The 20,692-nt window shown below is 55.8% G+C and carries 20 protein-coding genes and 1 tRNA gene; 11 read left to right on the top strand and 10 right to left on the bottom strand.

What is annotated here, in order from left to right; all coding sequences use genetic code 11:
• Positions 1-157 precede the first annotated feature (157 nt).
• Positions 158-427: a hypothetical protein gene (locus HGT1_RS18105; protein WP_176251357.1), complete on the top strand. Its 270-nt coding sequence runs from the start codon at positions 158-160 to the stop codon at positions 425-427.
• A 247-nt stretch (positions 428-674) separates the two neighbouring features.
• On the top strand, positions 675-986 hold the full coding sequence (locus tag HGT1_RS18100) for a hypothetical protein (RefSeq protein WP_176251356.1): 312 nt from the start codon (positions 675-677) through the stop codon (positions 984-986).
• 21 nt (positions 987-1,007) lie between these two features.
• Here HGT1_RS18100 and HGT1_RS18095 read toward each other — a convergent pair whose 3' ends face one another.
• Positions 1,008-1,841: a MaoC family dehydratase N-terminal domain-containing protein gene (locus HGT1_RS18095; protein ID WP_176251355.1), complete on the bottom strand. Its 834-nt coding sequence runs from the start codon at positions 1,839-1,841 to the stop codon at positions 1,008-1,010.
• A gap of 251 nt (positions 1,842-2,092) precedes the next feature.
• On the opposite strand from HGT1_RS18095, the gene HGT1_RS18090 reads away from it, so the two are divergent.
• Both HGT1_RS18090 and HGT1_RS18085 read left to right on the top strand, forming a co-directional pair.
• Positions 2,093-3,274 carry a zinc-dependent alcohol dehydrogenase family protein gene (locus HGT1_RS18090; RefSeq protein WP_176251354.1) on the top strand — a complete coding sequence of 394 codons (1,182 nt, stop codon included), beginning with the start codon at positions 2,093-2,095 and terminating at the stop codon, positions 3,272-3,274.
• A 3-nt stretch (positions 3,275-3,277) separates the two neighbouring features.
• Positions 3,278-4,759 (top strand): aldehyde dehydrogenase, encoded by a 1,482-nt coding sequence (locus HGT1_RS18085; protein ID WP_176251353.1) that lies wholly within the window; start codon positions 3,278-3,280, stop codon positions 4,757-4,759.
• A gap of 74 nt (positions 4,760-4,833) precedes the next feature.
• Here HGT1_RS18085 and HGT1_RS18080 read toward each other — a convergent pair whose 3' ends face one another.
• The 3 genes from HGT1_RS18080 to HGT1_RS18070 all read right to left on the bottom strand — a co-directional run bounded on the left by HGT1_RS18080 (position 4,834) and on the right by HGT1_RS18070 (position 8,213).
• Entirely contained in the window at positions 4,834-6,135 is a 1,302-nt protein-coding gene (locus tag HGT1_RS18080) for an MmgE/PrpD family protein (RefSeq protein WP_176251352.1), read from the bottom strand.
• A gap of 1 nt (position 6,136) precedes the next feature.
• Positions 6,137-7,318, bottom strand: coding sequence for an acyl-CoA dehydrogenase family protein (locus tag HGT1_RS18075; RefSeq protein WP_176251351.1), 1,182 nt, complete (start codon positions 7,316-7,318; stop codon positions 6,137-6,139).
• Between the two features lie 91 nt (positions 7,319-7,409).
• Entirely contained in the window at positions 7,410-8,213 is an 804-nt protein-coding gene (locus HGT1_RS18070) for a CoA ester lyase (RefSeq protein WP_176251350.1), read from the bottom strand.
• A gap of 232 nt (positions 8,214-8,445) precedes the next feature.
• On the opposite strand from HGT1_RS18070, the gene HGT1_RS18065 reads away from it, so the two are divergent.
• Positions 8,446-9,588, top strand: a complete 1,143-nt coding sequence (locus tag HGT1_RS18065) for a CaiB/BaiF CoA-transferase family protein (protein WP_176251349.1) — start codon at positions 8,446-8,448, stop codon at positions 9,586-9,588.
• 20 nt (positions 9,589-9,608) lie between these two features.
• Here HGT1_RS18065 and HGT1_RS18060 read toward each other — a convergent pair whose 3' ends face one another.
• The 4 genes from HGT1_RS18060 to dgcN form a co-directional block, all read right to left on the bottom strand.
• Entirely contained in the window at positions 9,609-10,583 is a 975-nt protein-coding gene (locus HGT1_RS18060; RefSeq protein ID WP_255200266.1) for a LysR family transcriptional regulator, read from the bottom strand.
• Between the two features lie 223 nt (positions 10,584-10,806).
• Positions 10,807-11,667, bottom strand: coding sequence for a D-amino-acid transaminase (locus HGT1_RS18055; RefSeq protein WP_176251348.1), 861 nt, complete (start codon positions 11,665-11,667; stop codon positions 10,807-10,809).
• Positions 11,668-11,670: 3 nt separating this feature from the next.
• Positions 11,671-12,636 (bottom strand): N-acetyl-D-Glu racemase DgcA, encoded by a 966-nt coding sequence (dgcA, locus tag HGT1_RS18050; protein WP_176251347.1) that lies wholly within the window; start codon positions 12,634-12,636, stop codon positions 11,671-11,673.
• A 45-nt stretch (positions 12,637-12,681) separates the two neighbouring features.
• On the bottom strand, positions 12,682-13,683 hold the full coding sequence (dgcN, locus tag HGT1_RS18045) for an N-acetyltransferase DgcN (protein WP_176251346.1): 1,002 nt from the start codon (positions 13,681-13,683) through the stop codon (positions 12,682-12,684).
• 248 nt (positions 13,684-13,931) lie between these two features.
• Between dgcN and HGT1_RS18040 the strand changes: the two genes are divergently transcribed.
• The 3 genes from HGT1_RS18040 (at position 13,932) to HGT1_RS18030 (ending at position 16,625) form a co-directional block, all read left to right on the top strand.
• A complete protein-coding gene (locus tag HGT1_RS18040; protein ID WP_176251345.1) occupies positions 13,932-14,891 on the top strand; it encodes an L-malyl-CoA/beta-methylmalyl-CoA lyase in 960 nt (319 codons plus the stop codon).
• A 106-nt stretch (positions 14,892-14,997) separates the two neighbouring features.
• Positions 14,998-15,597, top strand: a complete 600-nt coding sequence (locus tag HGT1_RS18035) for a LysE family translocator (RefSeq protein ID WP_176251344.1) — start codon at positions 14,998-15,000, stop codon at positions 15,595-15,597.
• A gap of 65 nt (positions 15,598-15,662) precedes the next feature.
• Positions 15,663-16,625, top strand: a complete 963-nt coding sequence (locus HGT1_RS18030) for an acetyl-CoA carboxylase carboxyltransferase subunit alpha (RefSeq protein ID WP_176251343.1) — start codon at positions 15,663-15,665, stop codon at positions 16,623-16,625.
• 71 nt (positions 16,626-16,696) lie between these two features.
• On the opposite strand, the gene HGT1_RS18025 is transcribed toward HGT1_RS18030, so the two are convergent.
• Both HGT1_RS18025 and HGT1_RS18020 read right to left on the bottom strand, forming a co-directional pair.
• Positions 16,697-17,347, bottom strand: a complete 651-nt coding sequence (locus HGT1_RS18025; RefSeq protein ID WP_176251342.1) for a GntR family transcriptional regulator — start codon at positions 17,345-17,347, stop codon at positions 16,697-16,699.
• A 162-nt stretch (positions 17,348-17,509) separates the two neighbouring features.
• The gene (locus HGT1_RS18020) at positions 17,510-18,199 is read right to left on the bottom strand and encodes a M48 family metallopeptidase (protein WP_176251341.1); all 690 of its coding nucleotides are present in this window, start codon (positions 18,197-18,199) and stop codon (positions 17,510-17,512) included.
• A gap of 112 nt (positions 18,200-18,311) precedes the next feature.
• Here HGT1_RS18020 and HGT1_RS18015 point away from each other — a divergent pair, with 112 nt between their 5' ends.
• The 3 genes from HGT1_RS18015 to HGT1_RS18005 all read left to right on the top strand — a co-directional run bounded on the left by HGT1_RS18015 (position 18,312) and on the right by HGT1_RS18005 (position 20,669).
• The gene (locus tag HGT1_RS18015) at positions 18,312-18,638 is read left to right on the top strand and encodes a TIGR02300 family protein (RefSeq protein ID WP_176251340.1); all 327 of its coding nucleotides are present in this window, start codon (positions 18,312-18,314) and stop codon (positions 18,636-18,638) included.
• 117 nt (positions 18,639-18,755) lie between these two features.
• Positions 18,756-18,831, top strand: a tRNA-Ala gene (locus HGT1_RS18010).
• Between the two features lie 92 nt (positions 18,832-18,923).
• The gene (locus HGT1_RS18005; RefSeq protein WP_176251339.1) at positions 18,924-20,669 is read left to right on the top strand and encodes a site-specific integrase; all 1,746 of its coding nucleotides are present in this window, start codon (positions 18,924-18,926) and stop codon (positions 20,667-20,669) included.
• Positions 20,670-20,692 lie beyond the last annotated feature (23 nt).

The raw sequence follows: 20,692 nt of genomic DNA, 5'->3' as shown, positions 1-20,692 counted from the left end.
GCAACTTGGGGAATGTCGGTTTACGTCAGTCAGAAGCGCTACAACAAAATGGTTTGACAGCTCGCTGGGAGGTACCAACGCAAACGCAGGCAAATCGCGCAGAGAAGATGTTTGGAGATCTCGGAATTGATAATATAACTGTAAGGGTCGTGCCAGAATGACAAGTAGCCTTAACCTCAGTTTGCTTAGCTGTCTTGTAAGTTGCATTTTCATCCTTGAAAATGCCGATGAGAGTCAGATCGACGATGACTTCTCGGTCAAGCTAATGGAGAATTTGAGCTCTGAGCTACAAGCGTTGGAACCAAATGTTGTATCGGAGATAGTGGACTTAATTTCCCAATTAGCAAATGAGGAAAGCGATGCAATCCGAAAAGAGTTCTTAGAAAATTTCGCTGATTTTTTCGGCCTTGAAGCTGGTCCAGAATAGTTGATTAGACATATTTATGGGAATAGTTCAAAATCCCGATCATGGCCGGTTTTCTTAAAACTCAAAGAGCTTGCTCTAATGGCAAGAGGCCGATGCCGTTTCAGAAATGAATGACCAATTCAATGTCTGATCTGTAAAAACTGCGCATTCCGGGAGTATCCCCCTTTACATTGGTAAACGCGGGTTTTTCACGGCTCTGACAATTGGGAAAGAATGGCTATGCCAAAATTTGCGGTTTGATCCTGAAATGGCAATGCTTCTGTCATATTTTCAGAAAGCGGTAAGTCAAAGCCACGTATGGGAAATATCCTTTACAGCGTTAATTTTTCATTCAAACAAAACGGGTGAAGGGCACGCAATTCTCCGACTGGCTGTAGTCGGCCAAATGAACCTTATCGTTGCTGAAAACACGAGTGATGCGGTGAACCCGCAAAAACCAATGCCGCAAAGGTATAGCTCTGCGGCTGAAAAACAGGGCGCGAATGCCCGATTACCGGGGGGGTTATTTGCGGCAGTGGAAACACAAGCTTCCCCACGCATTCCGAAGTTTCAACCATAGGTATTTAAAAATTACCTGTGCCTACTCGAAGGTCGCTTCGGCTTTCATCGCGAGATTGCAATCAGGGTCGCACGCGATTGCTTGGGTTTCGCCATCGCCGCGGTTCAAATAGATGTTGAATTTCCGGTCAACAAACAGCGGGCTAACGGCACGATAGCTGAATGTCTTCAACCGCCCTTTGCTTTCTCTTTCGGCAAATCCGGCCAAAAGGGTCGCGGTCAAGGGGCCGTGAAAAACCAAATCGTGGTACCCTTCGACGTCGCGGCAATATTCCCGATCATAGTGGATGCGGTGGCCGTTGAACGTCAGGGCCGAATATCGAAAAAGCATTAAAATAGACGGATCGACCCCCTCGCGGTTTGTAAATTCCATTTTCGGCTTCACAGGGGCGGGCTTTGGCGCGCCGGGAACCGGGTCTTCGCGGTACACAATATCATGTTCTTCGCGGCAAACAGTTTCCCCTGCCCGCACATAGCTGTGTTCCACAGTGACAAAACACAGCGGTCCGGTTTTCCCTTCCTTGGGCAGGACCTTCAATATTTTGGAATGGCGCGTGATGCGGTCTCCGATAAACAGATCGCCGTCAAATTCAAATCGCCCCCCCGCCCACATGCGTCGCGGCAGATCAACAGGTGGCAAAAACCCGCCCTTTCTGGGGTGACCGTCCCGCCCGATCTCATCAAGCGGCACCGCTTTCAAGAAATAGAGCCAACACCAAAGGGGCGGCAGCCTGTCGCCCACTGAAAGCGGTTCGCCCGTCGGCAGAATGGATTGCATAAGCTGCGCAGGTCGCGCGTCCAAGACATCTTCTACGCTTTCGGTGCGCCCGATCCAGTTCTGCAAATCCAATGCCATTTTACTTTGCTTTCTCGCTGAAGACGGGCTCAAAATGAGTCAGGATAAAATAAGGGATTGGCTTCAAGGACAGTAATAAGAAATTCCAATAGCCGTAATTTGAAAGTCGCACTTTTTGTACAGGGCGCAATGCGCAACACTCATAGTCCGTTCGAATCCTCCTTTTTGGCGCGTTTCGGCGCAAAGATATAAAATTGACCAACCGAACCCTAAAGATACCGGCGTTGCGTCAGTGATGGAGGATATTAACGATGTCAGATCAAACCACCGCCCCCCGCAAAAGCCTGTCGGCAGTGCTGCACGCGAGCCCTGCGGATCGCCCTTTCGCCAAAACGCGCCCGTTGAAACTGGAAACTTTGGTGCTGGACCCTCCGGGCCAAGGTGAGGTTTTGGTAAAAATCGCCGCTGCCAGTCTGTGTCATTCGGACCTGTCAGTCATCAACGGGGATCGCCCGCGCCCGACACCGATGGCACTTGGTCACGAGGCCGCCGGCATCGTTGAGGCATGTGGGCCGGGCGTCACGTCGGTTGCGCCGGGGGATCATGTCATCATGGTTTTCGTTCCGTCCTGCGGGCATTGCGCCCCCTGCGCCGAGGGGCGGGCCGCGCTTTGCCAACCGGGGGCGGCCGCAAATGCCGAAGGTACATTGTTGGGCGGCGGGATGCGGCTGCATCTTGATGGGCAGGACGTCTATCACCACGTCGGCGTTTCGGCATTCAGCGAATACGCCGTCTTGTCAGAGCGATCCCTCGTTAAGATCGACAACGAACTGCCCTTGGAAATTGCCGCGCTATTTGGCTGCGCCGTGCTGACCGGTGTCGGGGCTGTTGTGAATACCGCCGGGGTAAGGGCAGGTGAAACGGTTGCGGTGGTCGGGCTGGGCGGTGTTGGCCTTTCTGCGGTGCTAGGTGCCGCAGCGGCCGGTGCAGCGCGCGTTATCGCGGTTGATATCGACCCCGAGAAACTGGCCTTTGCAAAAGATCTGGGGGCCACGGATGTGTTCAACTCTCGTGATCCGGACGCCATTCAGAATATCCGCGACCTTACCAATGGCGGCGTTCATACCGCCGTCGAAACTGCTGGTGTCGCGCCCGCATTTGAATTTGCCTATGAGGTCACCCGTCGCGGCGGGCAAACGGTTACGGCTAGCCTCGCGAACCCCGCAGTGAAGCTGCAAATTCAACAGGTCCGCATTGTCGGCGAGGAACGCAGCATTCGCGGAAGTTACCTAGGCGGCGGCGTGCCATCGCGCGACATCCCCAGATATATCGAGCTCTACAAGCGCGGAAAGCTGCCAGTAGACCGGCTCAAGACCTCGAGCGGCCCGTTGGAAGACATCAATGCCGCATTTGACCTGCTGGCCGAGGGCAAGACCATCCGCCACGTTATCAATATGATGCCACCAGAAACGCCAGCGGCGAAAGCGGAGTAACCCATGAAAAAGTACCAGCATTTCATCAATGGTGAATTCGTTGACCCGTCGGGCGGCGAATGGATGAATACAGACAACCCCTATACCGGGGAAACCTGGGCGCAGATCCCCCGGGGGAACAAAGCTGACGTCGATCTTGCCGTGACATCCGCCAAGGCCGCGATGACCACCGGACCATTTGCAAAGATGTCGGCGTCGCAACGCGGGAAACTGCTGCGCAAACTGGGGGATCTTCTGGTCGAGCATGGCCCGCGGCTGGCCGAGATTGAAGTGCGCGACAATGGCAAGCTTTTGACCGAAATGGCCGGGCAGCTGAAATATCAGCCGGAGTCGTGGTATTATTATGCTGGCCTGGCGGATAAAATCGAAGGCCGCGTTGTTCCGATCGACAAACCGGACCATTTTGCATTTACCAAACACGAGCCCGTGGGTGTCGTTGCCGCGTTGACCGCTTGGAACTCCCCGCTTTTGTTTGTCGCCTGGAAGGCCGCGCCCGCCCTTGCTGCGGGCTGTTCGATCGTGATCAAACCGTCTGAATTCACGTCTGCATCGACGTTGGAATTTGCCGCGCTCACGGTTGAAGCGGGGTTTCCGCCCGGCGTGTTCAACGTGGTGACGGGCCTTGGGCAGGAAACCGGCGCGGCGCTTGTCGATCACCCTGATGTCGCCAAGATCAGTTTCACAGGCTCCGATACAACCGGTGCCCAGATCTATGCCGCAGCGGCAAAGCAAATGAAGCGGGTCTCGCTTGAGTTGGGCGGCAAGTCTCCCAATATCGTATTTGCAGACGCAAATCTGGATGCGGCCGTATCTGGCGTGGTGTCAGGGATATTTGCGGCGACCGGACAAACCTGCATTGCCGGGTCCCGCTTGCTTGTTGAAAACTCAGTCAAAGACCGATTCATTGAAAAACTACTGAATTTGGCGCGGTCGGCGAAGATCGGCGATCCGATGCAAGCCGATACAAATATCGGACCGGTCACGACGCCCCCACAATACCAGAAGATATTGAACTATATCGAGGTCGCCAAGGCAGACGGCGCGACCCTTATTCATGGCGGCAAGCCCGCGCAGGGCCCCGAAATTAAGGGCCGCCAATTCATTGAACCGACAATATTCGCCGACGTGACCAATGACATGCGCATTGCCCAGGAAGAAGTGTTCGGGCCGGTTCTGTCGATCATCGGATTTGATGACGAAGAAGAAGCGATCCGCATCGGCAACGATGTGATCTACGGTCTTGCCGCAGGTGTCTGGACGCAGAACATTGGCCGTGCAATGCGCATGTCGGATGCGCTCAAGGCTGGAACCGTCTGGGTGAACACCTACCGCGCGATCAGCTATATGATGCCTTTTGGCGGCATGAAAAATTCGGGCATCGGTCGCGAGAACGGAATGGAAGCGATCTATGACTACCTCGAAACCAAATCGGTCTGGATCAACACCTCTGAGGAGTATCCGGCCAATCCGTTTGTGATGCGGTAATTGGAATAGGCGGGAAGGTCATCGCGACCGCCCCGCCTTTTTCCCACCAATTATGGGTCGCGACACTTGCGCCGCTAGACCGTCAAGAGCATCCCCAGATCGCGGGCAGAAAAACCATCCAGTTTATCGTGGCATTCCCAGATTTTCTGCCCCTCTTCCCCCAATGCGGCAACCGCCTTGGCCGTCAGCTTTTGGCGCAAAACGTCTTCGGGCAAGGATGCCGCCAGGTCGTATGAAACCTCGACAGTTTCGCCGGATTTGAGCGTCAGAACACCCACCGCCTGAAGATCGGTTACGTTCGCGTCGCCTTCGACGGTGACGCGATTTGCAAATGACTGAAGGAAAGGATCGGCAACCAGCGCATCGGAATACAAGTTGTCGTCGCCGGTGGCATCCTCACGCAGCGCCATCCCAGCAAGCCAGGCATAGCTGAACTTCACCGCCAGCCCTGATGCCGGCGATTTCTGATTGCACACGTTCAGCCAGCGCGGGCTGGTTCTAAGTGCGAATGCCTCGACTTGATCCACATCGACCTTTGCAGCCAAAAGCGCTTCGATCATTGCATGTGTTCCGTGGCAACATGCGTGCAGTTTGTATTTGTTATCCTCAAACAAGAACCGCCCCTGTTCAGGCGTCTCCCAGCGAGCTTCGGGATCGGTTTCGATACTATGGGTCAGGATGAACCCTTGGGGCCCTGACACGCCATCCTGAACCGAGGTGAACCCCATCGAGGCCAGTTGTGCAACTTCAACACCGTTTGATGCCGCGATACCTGCGTTGTAGGGCTTACCCATCGTGCCGAATTGCGACTTCAATCCAGAGGCGCGCGTCGCGCAAAGCCCCAGTGCATGTGTCATTTCGGTCGCCGACAGGTCATAGAGCCGCCCTGCGGCAACGGTCGCCCCGAATGCGCCAGCTGTCGCGGTCTGATGAAACCCGCGGTTATAGTGATCGCTGCCCAACGCCACGCCCAGTCGGATCGCGGCTTCTGCCCCGACAAGGAAAGCTTCGATAACTTCGGTTGCAGATTTCCCCCGCTCTTCGGCGACCGCCAGTGCCGCAGGGAAAATCCCGACGGACAGATGGCCGATATGCGCGAAATGGGTGTCGTCAAAATCCAGCGCATGGCTTGTCGCGCCATTCACAAGGGCTGCCATCCGGGCAGGTGCACGATCCCCCCCGAAAGTCGATGCCGACGGGGTTCCGCCTTCGCGTTTTGCCAGCTTGCGCAGTTTGCCCGCCAAGGGTTCGTCTATCCCTTTTCGACCGCAAACAACCCAGTCCAGCAATGAAAACCGCGCCAAAGCCGCAGCACGTGGAGGTAAGTCGACACTTGGTGTTTGGCCAAGATCAACCAGCTTATCTGTCAATGACATCTTAAACCTTTCTATGGCCATAAGATTTGGGCAATCCGAGAACCTGTTCGGCTATGTAGCATAGGATCAAATTCGTTGAAATCGGTGCGACTTGATAAAGCCGTGCCTCACGGAATTTACGTTCCACATCATATTCTTCGGCGAACCCGAACCCGCCATGGGTCTGCAAACACGCTTCGGCAGCTTCCCAACTCGCATCAGCGGCCAGCATCTTGGCGGTATTCGCCTCGACACCCGGATTCAAACCGGAATCGTACATCGCCGCAGCCCTGTACACGATCGCTTCGGCGGCCATCAGATGTGCCTGCGCCCTGGCAAGCGGAAATTGCACCCCCTGATTTGCCCCGATCGGCGTGCCAAACACGACCCGTTCACGCGCATAGTCAGACCCTTTGGCAATGAACCATTTGGCATCCCCGATACATTCCGACGCAATCAGAATACGTTCCGAATTCATGCCCGAAAGAATATAGCGAAAGCCTTTGCCCTCTTCCCCGACCAAGCTTGATGCCGGAATACGTGCATTATCAAAAAATATCTCGGTTGTGGCGTGGTTGATCATGGTGCGGATCGGGCGGATTTCCATGCCATTGCCGCGAAGCTCGCGCAGATCAATCAAGAACACCGACAGGCCGTCGGTTTTGGATTTCACCTGATCCCGCGGCGTCGTGCGCGCAAGCAAGACCATCAAATCAGAATGCTCGGCGCGGGAAATCCAGATTTTCTGGCCATTCACCACATAGTCGTCGCCGTCGCGGACGGCCGTTGTCCGCAATGACAGCGTGTCGGTCCCGCTTGTCGGCTCGGTGACACCAAAGGCCTGAAGCCGCAAAGACCCGTCCGCAATCCCCGGCAGGTATTTCGCCTTCTGTTCGGGCGTGCCATGCCGCAGAACGGTTCCCATTGTGTACATCTGCGCATGGCATGCAGCAGCATTGCAGCCGTTGCGGTGGATTTCCTCGAGGATCACCGCAGACGTGGTCAGATCAAGGCCAAGCCCGCCATATTCCTCGGGGATCATCGCACTCAGATAGCCTTCGCGAATGAGCGTATCGACAAATTTCTTGGGATAGGCGCGCTTGGCATCAAGATCCCGCCAGTATTCACCCGGAAATTCGGCGCAGACTTTGGCAACGCCCTGGCGAATGTCTTCGTATTTGGCGGTCGGATTGAAACTGTCCATGGAGCGTCCCTTAAATATATGTTCGCGCCACTATTTCAGAATTCCGAAAGGGGCAGAAATACGTTAAGTATCTTGACGCCATAGGATATTCTTATCCCCCCGCACGGCTTATCACTTGCCCTGCTCTTTTGAGCACCGGCGCATCGACCATGGCACCATCCACTTGAACCGCAGCCGCCCCGCCCGAGGCTGCCTCCAACACACGGTGGGCCCAGTCCAATTCCATTTGGGACGGCGCAAAACCGGTTCTTGACGGCTGCACCTGAGCCGGGTGAATCAACAATTTCCCCCCGAACCCCATCGACACACTGTGCTCACTGTCCGACGTTATCACCTCTGCGTCTTTGATATTTGTCGTCACCCCATCAAGAGGTCCGGTTTGACCGGCCAGGCGCGCCGCCAGTACAAGGGTTGCCCGCGCATGAAGAAGACTGTCCCGCATGTGGGCAATGCCCAGATCCGCCGCATAATCAATTGACCCGAAAGCAAGGCGCCGACATGCCCCTGCGATAGCTTTGGCGTTATCCATGCCCAGCGCAGTTTCTATCAATGCGATCACGGGCTTTCCTGTGCGCTCTGACACATCATGGCAGGCGTCAGCCGTTTCAGCCTTGGGCAGGACAACCGCATCAATGGGCAAATCCGCGCAAGCCAGAATATCCGCTTCATACCACGGCGTGCTTTCGGCATTGATCCGGACCAAAACCGGCAGACGCACCGGCGTCTTGCCAAGGGTTTCCACCAAAAGAGCGCGGGCGGTATCCTTGTCATCTGGGCCAACGGCATCTTCCAGATCGAAAATTATCGCATCCGCACCTGACCCTACCGCCTTGGCCAGCCTGTCCATTCTCACTGCCGGAAGGAATAGCGGCAGGGTGATATTTTCAATATTCAAATCATGTTTCCTTGGCTGGTCAATCGGGCGCAAGACTTTGCGACAATGAAAATTTTGTCCAATTGTTTTTCCATAGCGCCACTATTGCTTCGCGATATCGGTCTGGCAGCGACATCGCATTGTTCGCCCTATAGTCTGATCCAATACCCACTCACGCTTTCCGTTATTTCAGAAACACGTCTGACTTGTGCGAGACATTTACGTACCCAAGACCTAATTATCCGGAGCAAATATGTCAGGTGACCTAAACGGCCTTTTGGTTGTGTCGATCGAGCAGGCCGTTGCCGCACCTTATCTTACCGGCCGTCTGGCCGAAGCCGGGGCGCGCGTCATAAAGATTGAACGCCCAGAAGGTGATTTCGCCCGCGGGTATGACACCCTTGTCCACGGAGAAAGCGCGTATTTTGTCTGGCTGAACCGGGGCAAAGAATCTGTCTGTTTGAATTTGCGGGAAGACGAAGACAAAGCGCTTCTGGAAAACATGATTTCACAAGCAGACGTGTTCGTTCAAAATCTTGCTCCCGGGGCGATTGACCGGCTGGGTTTCTCGCCAGACCGGCTTAGGTCGGTCAACCCAAGGCTCATTACGGTTTCAATATCCGGATACGGGAACGACGGCCCCTACCGCGACCGCAAAGCCTATGATCTGCTGATCCAGGCCGAAAGCGGGCTAAGCGCCATCACCGGCAACGAGGCGGGCCTGACACGGGTTGGCGTTTCGGTCTGTGACATTGCTTGCGGGATGACGGCGCACCAATCGGTTCTTCAGGCATTGATCGGGCGTCACCTCAGCGGAAAGGGCCGCGACATTTCAGTAAGCCTGTTCCACGCGCTGACCGACTGGATGAATGTACCCTATCTTCAATACGCCTATGGCGGCAAATCGCCCGACCTCAGCGGTCTAAGCCACCCGACGATTGCGCCCTACGGGGCCTATGCCGGATCAGACGGAAAAGAAGTGTTGTTTTCCATCCAGAACGAGCGGGAATGGGTGAAATTCTGCGAGACAGTTTTGCAGCGGCCCGAACTTGCGACGGATCCACGGTTTGACAACAATTCCAACAGAACGGCAAACCGGGCTGCTTTGAATGAACAGATCGAAGATGTGTTTGGAAAAATATCCCGCGATGACCTGGCGACGCTGCTGAACGAGAGCGGCATTGCAAACGGCTGCGTCAGCACGATGCAAGACCTCGCCGACCATCCGCAAAATCGCTTTGCCGAGGTCGAGACCCCCTCTGGCACCGTGCGAATGCTTGCCCCCGGTGCCCTGATGGACGGCCAAATTCCGGAATTTGGCCCGGTGCCCGCCTTGGGTGAACACACAGAAAAGGTCAGGGCAGAATTCACAAAGGCGGCGGTCAGACAGGATTGAAACGCAATGCGGTCTTTCGATCAGACGATATCGCCTTCCCAAATGCCACGGCGGACCATCTCTTGGGCGATCTGCAAGGTCAGCGCTTTTACGGTGCGCCCCGCACGGGTCAATACGCGTTCCGGATGGTTCACCAAATGGACAGGGCGCGTCAAGATCGGATCAATAATCGGGGCGCGCACCAATTCCCCCCTACGTTCGAAGTGATGCGTCGCAGCCGGTGCAAAAATCGCATAACCGGACCCTCGCGCGACCAGTTCCATGATCTGGCGCATCGCGTCCATTTCTATGACGACATTCAGAGCGATGCCAATTTGGTCTTCATATTTTTGAATTGTCTTCCTTAGACCGTTCGAAGGCAGGATCATATCAAGCTTGGCAAGGTCCTTGAATTTTACAGGATCGCCGGGCGGCGTATCGAAGGGCCAGGCATCAGGCGCGGAAATGAAATACAGCCGCTCATTAAGCACATGGATCACGTCATATTGCTCTGCGTTTTCCAGATCGTAGATGATGCCTAGATCGACCGTGCCATCCTTCAGCCAGGGCGTGATGTAACCGCTGATGGCCTCAACGACTTTCAAGCGCACCTCGGGAAGCTCCAACCGGACGGTTTCGGCAAGTGCGACCGACATCACCATAGATGCCGACGGCGGCATTCCGAAACTTACGGTGCCACGCACGGTGCCACTTAGGTCTCTCATATCCTGAACACAGCGATCCAAATCCGCGCAGATACGTTTGGCATGTTCGACAAGAACAAAGCCTTCTTCGGTCAACACTGTCCCGCGTGGTGATCTTTCCAAAAGCTTCACCCCGAGCTCCTCCTCCATGCGTTTTACATGCTGCGAAAGAGACGGTTGCGCGACGCCGATATATTGCGATGCGGCTGATAAAGATGGGGAATTTGCGATCGCCAAAAAGTACTTCAGGTGCTTGATGTCCACGGAAATTCTCCTCAAAAAGGGGGATTTCTCTCCCAATCCGTTATGCATAGCAAAATGCTGTCATTATTCACATGCTGAACTCGCTAGGGCGGTATAGGAAATACTTATACCCCTCCCAAGTGAAAGCCTTGGGCAGATGCGGTTCTGAACATTGGCGGGGTGCGTGATCACCCCCTGCCGGTTCTTTTTCCGCCGCCGTGAAAGCGCGGATATCAAGATGGGGAACGCCGCGCTGAACGGCGCTCCCGATGGTAAATAAAATGCGACGGGCTTAAATGGCTACCTTGCGCATCTCGTCGAGATAAATCTCGCGCAGGCGCGGTGCGACGCGCCCCGGCGTGCCATCCCCCAAGGCCACGCCGTCAATCTCGACCACGGGCATCACAAAGGCGCTGGCGGATGTGGTAAACGCCTCATCCGCCTGCTTTGCCTCGTCGATGGTAAAGTTGCGCTCTTCCACTTCCATCTGCGCCTCTTTGGCGAAACGCAGAACGGCCGCGCGTGTGATGCCGTGCAGAATATCGTGGCTCAGCGCGCGGGTGATGATCTTGTTGCCCTTGACGATATAGGCGTTGTTGCTGGTGCCTTCGGTCACGAAACCGTCCTCGACCATCCACGCATCGTCACACCCGGCCTTCTTGGCCATCATCTTGCCCATCGACGGGTACAGCAATTGCACCGTCTTGATGTCGCGACGACCCCAGCGGATGTCTTCGATACTGATGATCTTGGCACCCTTTTTGGCGGCGGGGCTGTCAGCCATGCCGGGCTTGGATTGCGTGAACAGAATGATCGTCGGTTCGGTCGTCTCAGGGTCAGGAAAAGCAAAATCGCGGTCGCCGTCAGACCCGCGCGTGACCTGCAAATAGATCAACCCCTCGTCGATCTCGTTCAGGCGTACCAGTTCGCGATGCACCTCAAGCAGGTCGTCTTTCGAGATCGGGTTGCGCATCTCCAACTCGTTCAGCGAACGGCTCAGACGGATGGCATGGCCCTCGAAATCAATCAACTTGCCCCCCAGAACCGAGGTTACCTCGTACACCCCGTCTGCCATCAGAAACCCGCGATCAAAGATCGAAATCTTGGCTTCGTTCTCGGGCAGGTATTCGCCGTTCACATAAACAGTCCGCATGTCTTATCCCCAAAGTCTGGCCGTAGGCGGATGCACCCCGGCTGCGTCAAATATCAAAGCGTCCTCGCGGTCTTCGGCCAGAAGCAACGGCCCGTCAAGATCAACCACGCGCGCGCCTTGCGCAACCAGAGTGGCCGGAGCCATCGCCAGAGACGACCCCACCATGCAGCCGACCATCACATCATAGCCCTCGGCCAGCGCTGCATCGCGCAAGGCCAGTGCTTCGGTCAACCCGCCGGTTTTGTCCAACTTGATGTTCACCACGTCATATTTGCCCTTCAACTTAGGCAAGCTGCTGCGGTCATGGCAGCTTTCATCCGCACAAACCGGCACAGGGCGGTCCATTCCGATCAGCGCGTCATCCTCGCCGGCAGGCAATGGCTGCTCGACCAGCGACACACCCAGCCGCACCAGATGCGGGGCCAGATCGGCGTAAACCTGCGCCGACCAACCTTCGTTGGCGTCAATGATGATCTGCGCATCAGGGGCCCCTGCACGCACAGCTTCAAGCCGCGGCATGTCATCGGGCGTGCCCAACTTGATCTTGAGCAGGGGCCGATACGCGTGCAAAGCCGCCTGCGCCTGCATCTTTTCCGGCGTGTCCAGCGACAGCGTATAGGCGGTAATCTCGGGCCCCGGCGCGGCCAAACCCGCCAATTCCCAAACCCGCTTGCCTGCCTGCTTGGCCTCAAGATCCCACAGCGCGCAATCAACTGCGTTGCGCGCAGCACCTGCTGGCAACAAATCATAAAGCGATGCGCGGGTGAAAACCTCCGGCAACGCCTCGATCTCGGCTGTCACACTCTCAAGCGTCTCGTCATAGCGGGCATAGGGCACACATTCGCCCCACCCCATCACACCACCGTCGGAAATCCGCACCGTCAGCACCTTCGCCTCGGTCCGCGACCCGCGCGAAATGGTAAACACCTGCGCCAGCCGAAACACATCGCGGCTTACTTCAATACGCATACCCGCTCCTTCATTTTGCCAAATAAACTCTCCCCGAAGGGCCGGTCAGAGAGCTGCCAAAGCGTCTGCCAGTTTTGCAGCCCCAGTGCGGAACGGATCAACAGCGGGCAGACCCATACGGGCCTCGACCTCGGCCAGATAGGCGTCTGCCTCGGCCTCGGACATGTGCTGCGTGTTGATCGAAACACCAACGACCTTGCACGCGGGGTTCGCGAACTTCGCCAATGTCAGCGCCGTATCGCGGACGTCTTCCAGGCTGGGCAACGCATAATCCGGCAAGCCGCGCATGGTTTTGCGCGTTGGCTCGTGACACAGAATCAACGCATCAGGCTGGCCGCCATGGATCAAGGCAAGGGTCACGCCGGAATAGGATACGTGGAACAGGCTGCCCTGCCCTTCGATGACGTCCCAGTGATCCTCGTCGTTGTCAGGCGTCAGATATTCAATCGACCCCGCCATAAAATCCGCCACGACAGCATCCAAAGGCACACCTTCACCCGTGATCAGAATGCCGGTCTGGCCCGTCGCGCGAAAGCTGCTTTTCATGCCTTTTTCCTGCATCGCTGCATCCAGTGCCAATGCAGTGTACATTTTACCCACGGAACAATCCGTCCCCACGGCCAGCACCCGCTTGCCACTGCGCTTAACACCGCTCGCAATCGGGTATTTTACCGACGGGATACGCACATCATGCAGGCTGCGCCCGTGCTTGACGGCCGCACTGACCAGATCGGCTTCGTCCCGCAACAGGTTGTGCAAACCCGACGCCAGATCATACCCCATTTCGAGCGCGTCTAGCAAAACCGATTTCCATGCTTCACTGATGATCCCGCCGCGGTTGGCCACGCCGATCACAAGTGTTTTTGCACCCGCTTCTTTTGCCTGCGCCAAGGTCATGTCAGCCAGCCCCAGATCGGCTTTGCATCCCTCCATACGGAACTGGGCCACGGCATTATCCGGACGCCAGTCCTTGATGCCTTGGGCGACTTTCACGGCAAGCTGGTCGGGCGCATCGCCCAGAAAAAGAAGATAAGGTGTTTCAATCATTACTGCATGCTCCGGCAAATTGGATTTGCGTCATTTTCGCTGTTTATAAGCACAAGAGGCTTGCAAGTCTGGTTCAATCACTAGCAATTGCGAAAGATTAATGTGCATATTCATATATTATTCGAATATTATCGCGTGCGCCACAAGGTCAAATGCTGCACCTGCGAAATCACACTTGCGACACGCCGTGTAATTTAATACCAACTCAGGCAACCCACTTGTAACATTATTACCCGAGGAACCCTGCCATGAGCTTTCGCATTCAGCCAACGCCCCCTGCACGCCCCAACCGCTGCCAGTTGTTTGGCCCCGGCTCCCGCCCGGCCCTGTTCGAGAAGATGGCCGCCTCGGCTGCGGATGTGATCAACCTTGATCTGGAAGACAGCGTCGCGCCGTCGGACAAAGACACTGCCCGTGCCAATATCATCAACGCAATCAACGATGTGGATTGGGGCGACAAGACATTATCCGTGCGGATTAACGGCCTTGATACGCCTTACTGGTATCGCGATGTGGTTGATTTGCTGGAGCAGGCAAGCGAACGGCTTGACCAGATCATGATCCCGAAAGTCGGGTGCGCTGCGGATGTTTACGCCGTCGATGCGCTGGTCACAGCGATCGAGGCTGCCAAGGGCCGGTCCAAGCGGATTGCCTTTGAGGTTATCATCGAATCGGCCGCAGGCATCGCCCATGTGGAAGAGATCGCAGCGTCGAGCCCGCGCCTTGAAGCGATGAGCCTTGGAGCCGCGGATTTCGCCGCATCAATGGGGATGCAAACCACCGGCATCGGCGGGACGCAGGAAAATTATTACATGCTTCATGACGGGGTAAAGCACTGGTCCGATCCATGGCACTGGGCGCAAGCAGCAATTGTCGCGGCCTGCCGTACCCATGGTATCTTGCCTGTCGATGGACCGTTCGGTGACTTTTCCGACGACGAAGGATGCCGCGCACAGGCGCGCCGGTCAGCCACCCTTGGCATGGTCGGAAAATGGGCGATCCACCCGAAGCAGATTGCCATCTCGAACGAGGTTTTCACGCCCTCCGAGGAAGCCGTTACCGAAGCGCGCGAGATTTTGGCCGCAATGGAAACAGCGAAGGCCAATGGCGAGGGTGCGACCGTGTACAAGGGTCGTCTTGTCGATATCGCCAGCATCAAGCAGGCCGAAGTTATCGTGCGCCAGTCTGAAATGATTTCGGCGCGCTAAACGCACCGACCGGACGTGGGGGGCCAGCCCCCCACACCCCCCGGGATATTTACGAGCCAGAGAACGGGGGCTTGGCGCGGGTCAAGAGTTGGGGCATGAGGGCCGCATGACTTTTGATGCACTCTCGGCGCTTGCGCTATTCACCCTCATCACATCGATTACGCCAGGGCCAAATAACCTGATGCTGATGGCGTCGGGGGCCAATTTTGGGTTTGCACGCACTGTCCCGCATATGATGGGGATCACCTTTGGTTTCATGGCCATGCTGCTTTTGGTCGGGCTTGGGTTGATCCGCGTATTTGATGCCTTTCCGGTCATCTATACGATCCTCAAGGTATTGAGCGTCATTTACCTTTTATTTCTGGCGTTCAAGATTGCATCGGCCGGGCCTGCACAGCCAGCTGATGCCGGCGGCCGACCGATGAGCTTTCTTCAAGCGGCCGGCTTTCAGTGGGTCAACCCCAAAGCATGGGCTTTCGGGCTGAGTATCATCACGATTTACGTTCCGTTGGCAGGATTCGGACCGCTGTTGGTTGCGGCATGTGTTGTGGCTGTCATGGCATTTCCATCGGTGACCATCTGGACTGTCCTTGGCAAGGAAATGGCGCGTTTTTTGACAAACCCCGGAAGGTTGCGGGTGTTCAACTGGTCCATGGCGGGGCTGCTGGTTGCATCATTATTGCCAGTGCTTTGGCCAAGCAGCTGAACAGGCCGCGTTGCAAAGGCCGGAAATCAACGGCATATAACGAATACCCTAGAACGGAGCATGTGATGACACAGTATCTGGATTTTGAAAAACCGCTTGCCGAGATTGAGGGCAAGGCCGAAGAGTTGCGCGCCCTTGCACGGTCATCGGAAGGCATGGATGTCAGTGCAGAAGCGCAAGCGCTGGACAAAAAAGCCCACCAGATGCTGGATGATTTGTATAAATCCCTGACGCCCTGGCGGAAGTGCCAAGTGGCGCGGCATCCGGACCGTCCGCATTGCAAAGACTATATCGAAGCGCTTTTTACCGATTACACGCCCCTTGCCGGCGACCGTAATTTTGCAGATGATCTGGCCGTGATGGGCGGGCTTGCACGGTTCAATGACGTCCCTGTCGTGGTGATCGGCCATGAAAAGGGCAATGATACCAAGTCACGCATCGAACGGAATTTCGGCATGGCGCGCCCCGAAGGATATCGCAAAGCGGTGCGGTTGATGGATCTGGCAGGCAAGTTCGGCTTGCCCGTGATCACGCTGGTCGACACCCCTGGGGCCTATCCCGGCAAAGGTGCCGAGGAACGCGGCCAATCCGAAGCGATTGCACGCGCCACCGAGAAATGCCTGCAGATCGGGGTACCATTGGTATCGGTGATCATTGGCGAAGGCGGATCGGGCGGGGCGGTTGCCTTTGCGACGGCGAACCGTGTCGCGATGTTGGAGCATTCGGTCTATTCCGTAATTTCCCCCGAAGGCTGCGCGTCGATCTTGTGGAAAGATTCAGAAAAGATGCGCGAAGCGGCAGAGGCGTTGCGTTTGACGGCGCAGGACCTCAAGCAGCTGGGCGTCAATGACCGGATTATTCCCGAACCGCGTGGCGGCGCGCATCGCGACCCTGCCAGCGCCATTCAATCGGTCGGCAAAGCGATTGCAGGCATGTTGAAAGATCTGGACGGCAAGGATGGCAAGGCGCTGATCGCGGACCGGCGGTCCAAGTTCATGGATCTGGGCGCAAAAGGCTTGGCCGCCTAACCCGAGGGTTGGACGTTTTCTTGGTACCCCAACGCACCCCAACGGGCCGGATGTTTTGAAAAACTCCGCCCTTAGGTCGCGAGCATGCGCAAGCCTTGTGTCACGTCCGTTCTGACGGCCAGACGCAGACCCGGTTCGTCGCCAGCACGCAAAGCGGCAATGATCAGTCGGTGGAAATGCGGCGGCTCGGTGCGGCGCAGGCGGCCATACAGGGCGCGCATGGTCGGCCCCATTTGCAGCCATACGGTTTCGGCCATTGCCAGCATCGCCGGGGCCTGCGCCCGCAGATACAGCGTGCGGTGAAATTCCAGATTGGTGCGTATATATCCGACGGCATCACGATGGGCGACGGCCTCTGACACAGCATTGTTGATCGTTTGCAGCCGCTCAATCAGGGCGAAATGCGCGCGCGGCAGCGCCCGGCTGGCCAGTTCAACCTCGATCAGGGCGCGCAGCGCGGCGAGCTCTTCGATGCGTTCATTGCTCAATTCCGGTGTCGAAATCCGCCCCGAGGCCGACATTGTCAGCGCCCCTTCGGCAGCCAGACGGCGCACGGCCTCTCTCGCGGGGGTCATGGATACTTCGTACTCCTTGCCGATCCCGCGCAGGGTCAGGGCGTGTCCCGGCGGCAAATCACCGTGCATGATACGGCTGCGCAGCTGTCGGTACACGCGGTCATGGGCAAGCGGGTTTGCATCTAGGGGGCGAGCGTTCAAGTTCATGTTATTATTGTGATCACAAAGCCGCTTCGCGTCAACTGGTCATGCGGGCACGTGCTTGTTTTGCCTGCGTTTTGGCCCCGATCTGGTGGTGCGCCACGGGTTTACGACAGACCTCAAGGGCATCGAATGGCTACGCCGACATTTCCCCAACATGTACCGCATTTAACTAAAACGGTAGCGGTGTAAGTCGCTACCGTTTGTACGCAGCCAGCCGCGCGCGTCTTTGTAGGGGCCATAGATGCGCTCCACCTCTGCCCAGAAGGCAGGCGAATGGTTCATTTGCGCCAGATGGGCGACCTCGTGGGCGGCGACGTAATCCAGCACCTCGGGTGGGGTCAGGATCAGCCGCCATGAAAACATCAGCCCGCCTTCCGACGTGCACGACCCCCACCGCGACCGCGTATCGCGCAAGGTCAGCTTGGTATAGGGCCGCCCCAAGACGGCAGCATAGTCGTCACACGCCCCTGCCAGCCGGTCACGTGCCAGCTCCTTGAGATGTGCTGCCAGCCGTGCAGGGACACGGTCTTCGCGCCCCGGTACGGCGATTGTATCTGCGCCCAGTTGTACGCGCCGCCCCTGCCCTTGCACCACCCGGACCATGCGCCCCCCCAAGGGGAACTCGGCCCCGATGCCAATAGGCACATCCTGGCCACGTGCGTCCAGATGCTGGCGAATCCATTCCTCCTTTTCGCGGGCGAATGCGATCCCTTCGGCCTCTTTCAGGCGTTTGGGCAGGGTCAGCGTCACGCGACCATCCAGCTGCGAGATGCGCAAAGATATGCGTCTTGCCCGCGCGGAACGGCGCAGAACAAGCGGGATTGGTGGGTTGCCGGGCAGGATCGGATCAGGCATTTAGGGCTTTCGGGCGGATACGGGGTGGCGATTGCCTTTGACAGTCCCTATCTCATATGGCACTTGGCCTGAATCATCTATACGCAACAACACTTTCAAAAAGGGGACTTCGATGCCCAATGAAGAATGGGGAACCAAGCGCCTGTGCCCCACAACGGGCAAGCGGTTCTACGACCTGAACAAAACACCGATCATCAGCCCCTATACCGGCGAAGTGGTCGAGGTGGATAACTCCAAATCCCGGATGATCGCCGCCGATGCCGAAGACGCCGTAACAGCAAAAGCCAATAAGGTTGATGTTGAGGACGATGACGTATTGGTAGATGACGACGACGTAGATGTGGATCTCGACGACGATATTCTGGATGACGACGACGACGATGAAGACACAGTTCCGCTTGACGAAATCGCGGATGTTGCAGCCAACGACGACGACTGATTGAAGATAACGAAGGCGGGAATGGATTTTCCTCTTGATCCCGCCTTCGCTTGCGCCTATTCAGCGGCGCAGCAGCCATCCCGGGTTGCGAACACGACCGGATCATTGATCCACAATGGGGCCTTAGCTCAGCTGGGAGAGCGCCTGCATGGCATGCAGGAGGTCAGCGGTTCGATCCCGCTAGGCTCCACCATTTATCCCGCTAACGCTTGGATAAATTTTAAATTTTATAAAATCAGATAGTTGGTTTCTTTGCTGTGGTCACAAATGTGGTATACAGAAAGAATGAAAGACGTGTCCAAGTCACTATATTTAGTAAAGCGCGGGGAAGTCTGGCATTACCATCGCAGGGTGCCTATCCCACTCGTTCATATTATTGGAAAGCAGTTCTTCAAGCGGTCCCTTAGCACAAAGGACTTCAAGGCTGCACAGACTTTAAGAAATGCCTATAACGTCAAGGTAGATGCTGAGTTGTTGGCTGCAAAAAATGCGCTGACTGATGCATCCGTTGACGATAGGCCTAGTGACCCAGCCTCACTAGCAACACTAACAGAATATCTGCGGCAACATATTGCCGGACTCGATAAACGCGAAGCAGAAGCCCAGATTGCAGATCCGCCCGAAGATGAGCATCAACGCAATGAGATAAAAAAAGACATCGAAATAGCCCTCCAAACACTCAGGAGTCGGGACAATCCAAACGGGGCGGCCTGGATTGACAGCACCATTGAAAAGCTCGCAAAGACTCAAGGGGCAAACTTCGAAGGCATGCAGGTTTTCACGGAGTTTGCCGAGGTGATTCGCCGCGGTCTGATGGAACTACAGCATCGCAACCTAGACCGCATAAACGACCGCTATGACCGCTCCTTTCATGATCCGCTATTTAATCCAGACCGGGCACCTGGCGTCACCTTTGACGAGTTGGTCAAAATATTCTGGACCGAGTGCTCTGAGGAGTATCGCCAAAATGATGTGAGTCCGAAACGTGCAGACAAAGTAAGAGCAGAGCTGGCATTCTTACTTGATGCAGTCGGTGCGAAAACACCCCTGACGTCTATCTCTGACGATACTGTTCAAGAAATCAGACTGATCCTGTCGAAGCTCCCGACAAATCGCATAAAACACTATCCAAAACTGGATCTCAAAGGTGCGATCAAGCAGGCTGAAGTTGACGGTATTCGACCTCTGAATCCAGTGACGCAAGCGCAGTATCTACATACGCTCGGGCGAGTACTTGCAGTAGGTGTCCGCAAAGGCCTCATGAGCCATAATCCGGCTGCTGATGTGAAACCAATCAAAAAACCAAAGCTTCTTGCATCTGAGAAGAGGCTACCGTGGACAGACGATCAGATTGTCGGCTTTTTCACCGGAAAGTTTTATCAACAGTGCCGACCGGACGCCACAAATCCTTACAACAAGCCAGACCGTGGGTGGCGTTTCTGGGTTCCACTCATCATGTTGCTGACAGGCGCTCGCCCCAACGAAATATGTCAGCTATTCTCTTCCGACATAAAGCAGACGCCAGCTGGAACTTGGTATCTGGACCTATTAGCAACGGATGAGCAAGAAGGCCAATCCATCAAAACAGTGTCGAGTCGCAGGCGGATCCCCCTACATTCAGAGCTTATTAAAATGGGATTTCTCGCGTTTGTAACCGCTCGCAAGAAAAAGCACGGGATGAAACACGCTCAACTTTTTCCGGAGATTACGCCTGACAAATATGGAAACAAGGCAGCCTATGCTGCCAGACGATTTAGAGATTATTTCATCCCAGCTGAAATTGCGCTTGGTGAACGCCAAACATTTTATAGCCTACGCCACAATGTGAGGGACGCGCTGAGGAAAGCCAAAGCCCCTGCAGACACGTTGCTTGCTATTGCTGGTTGGTCACCATCAGGCAAGGCGACTAGCGATGACTATGGTGATCCGGGGAACCCTGACCTTCACCACGAGTGGGTCGAGAAAATTTCATACCCCGGACTGGATCTAGGATTTCTATATGTCGACACAGAACCGGGTAAGAAACCATGATTTGTGTTGGATGTCACTTAAAA

It is taken from the genome of Sulfitobacter sp. HGT1, from assembly GCF_013282155.1.
Lineage (GTDB): Bacteria > Pseudomonadota > Alphaproteobacteria > Rhodobacterales > Rhodobacteraceae > Sulfitobacter.
This window is presented reverse-complemented; position numbering and strand designations above follow the sequence as displayed.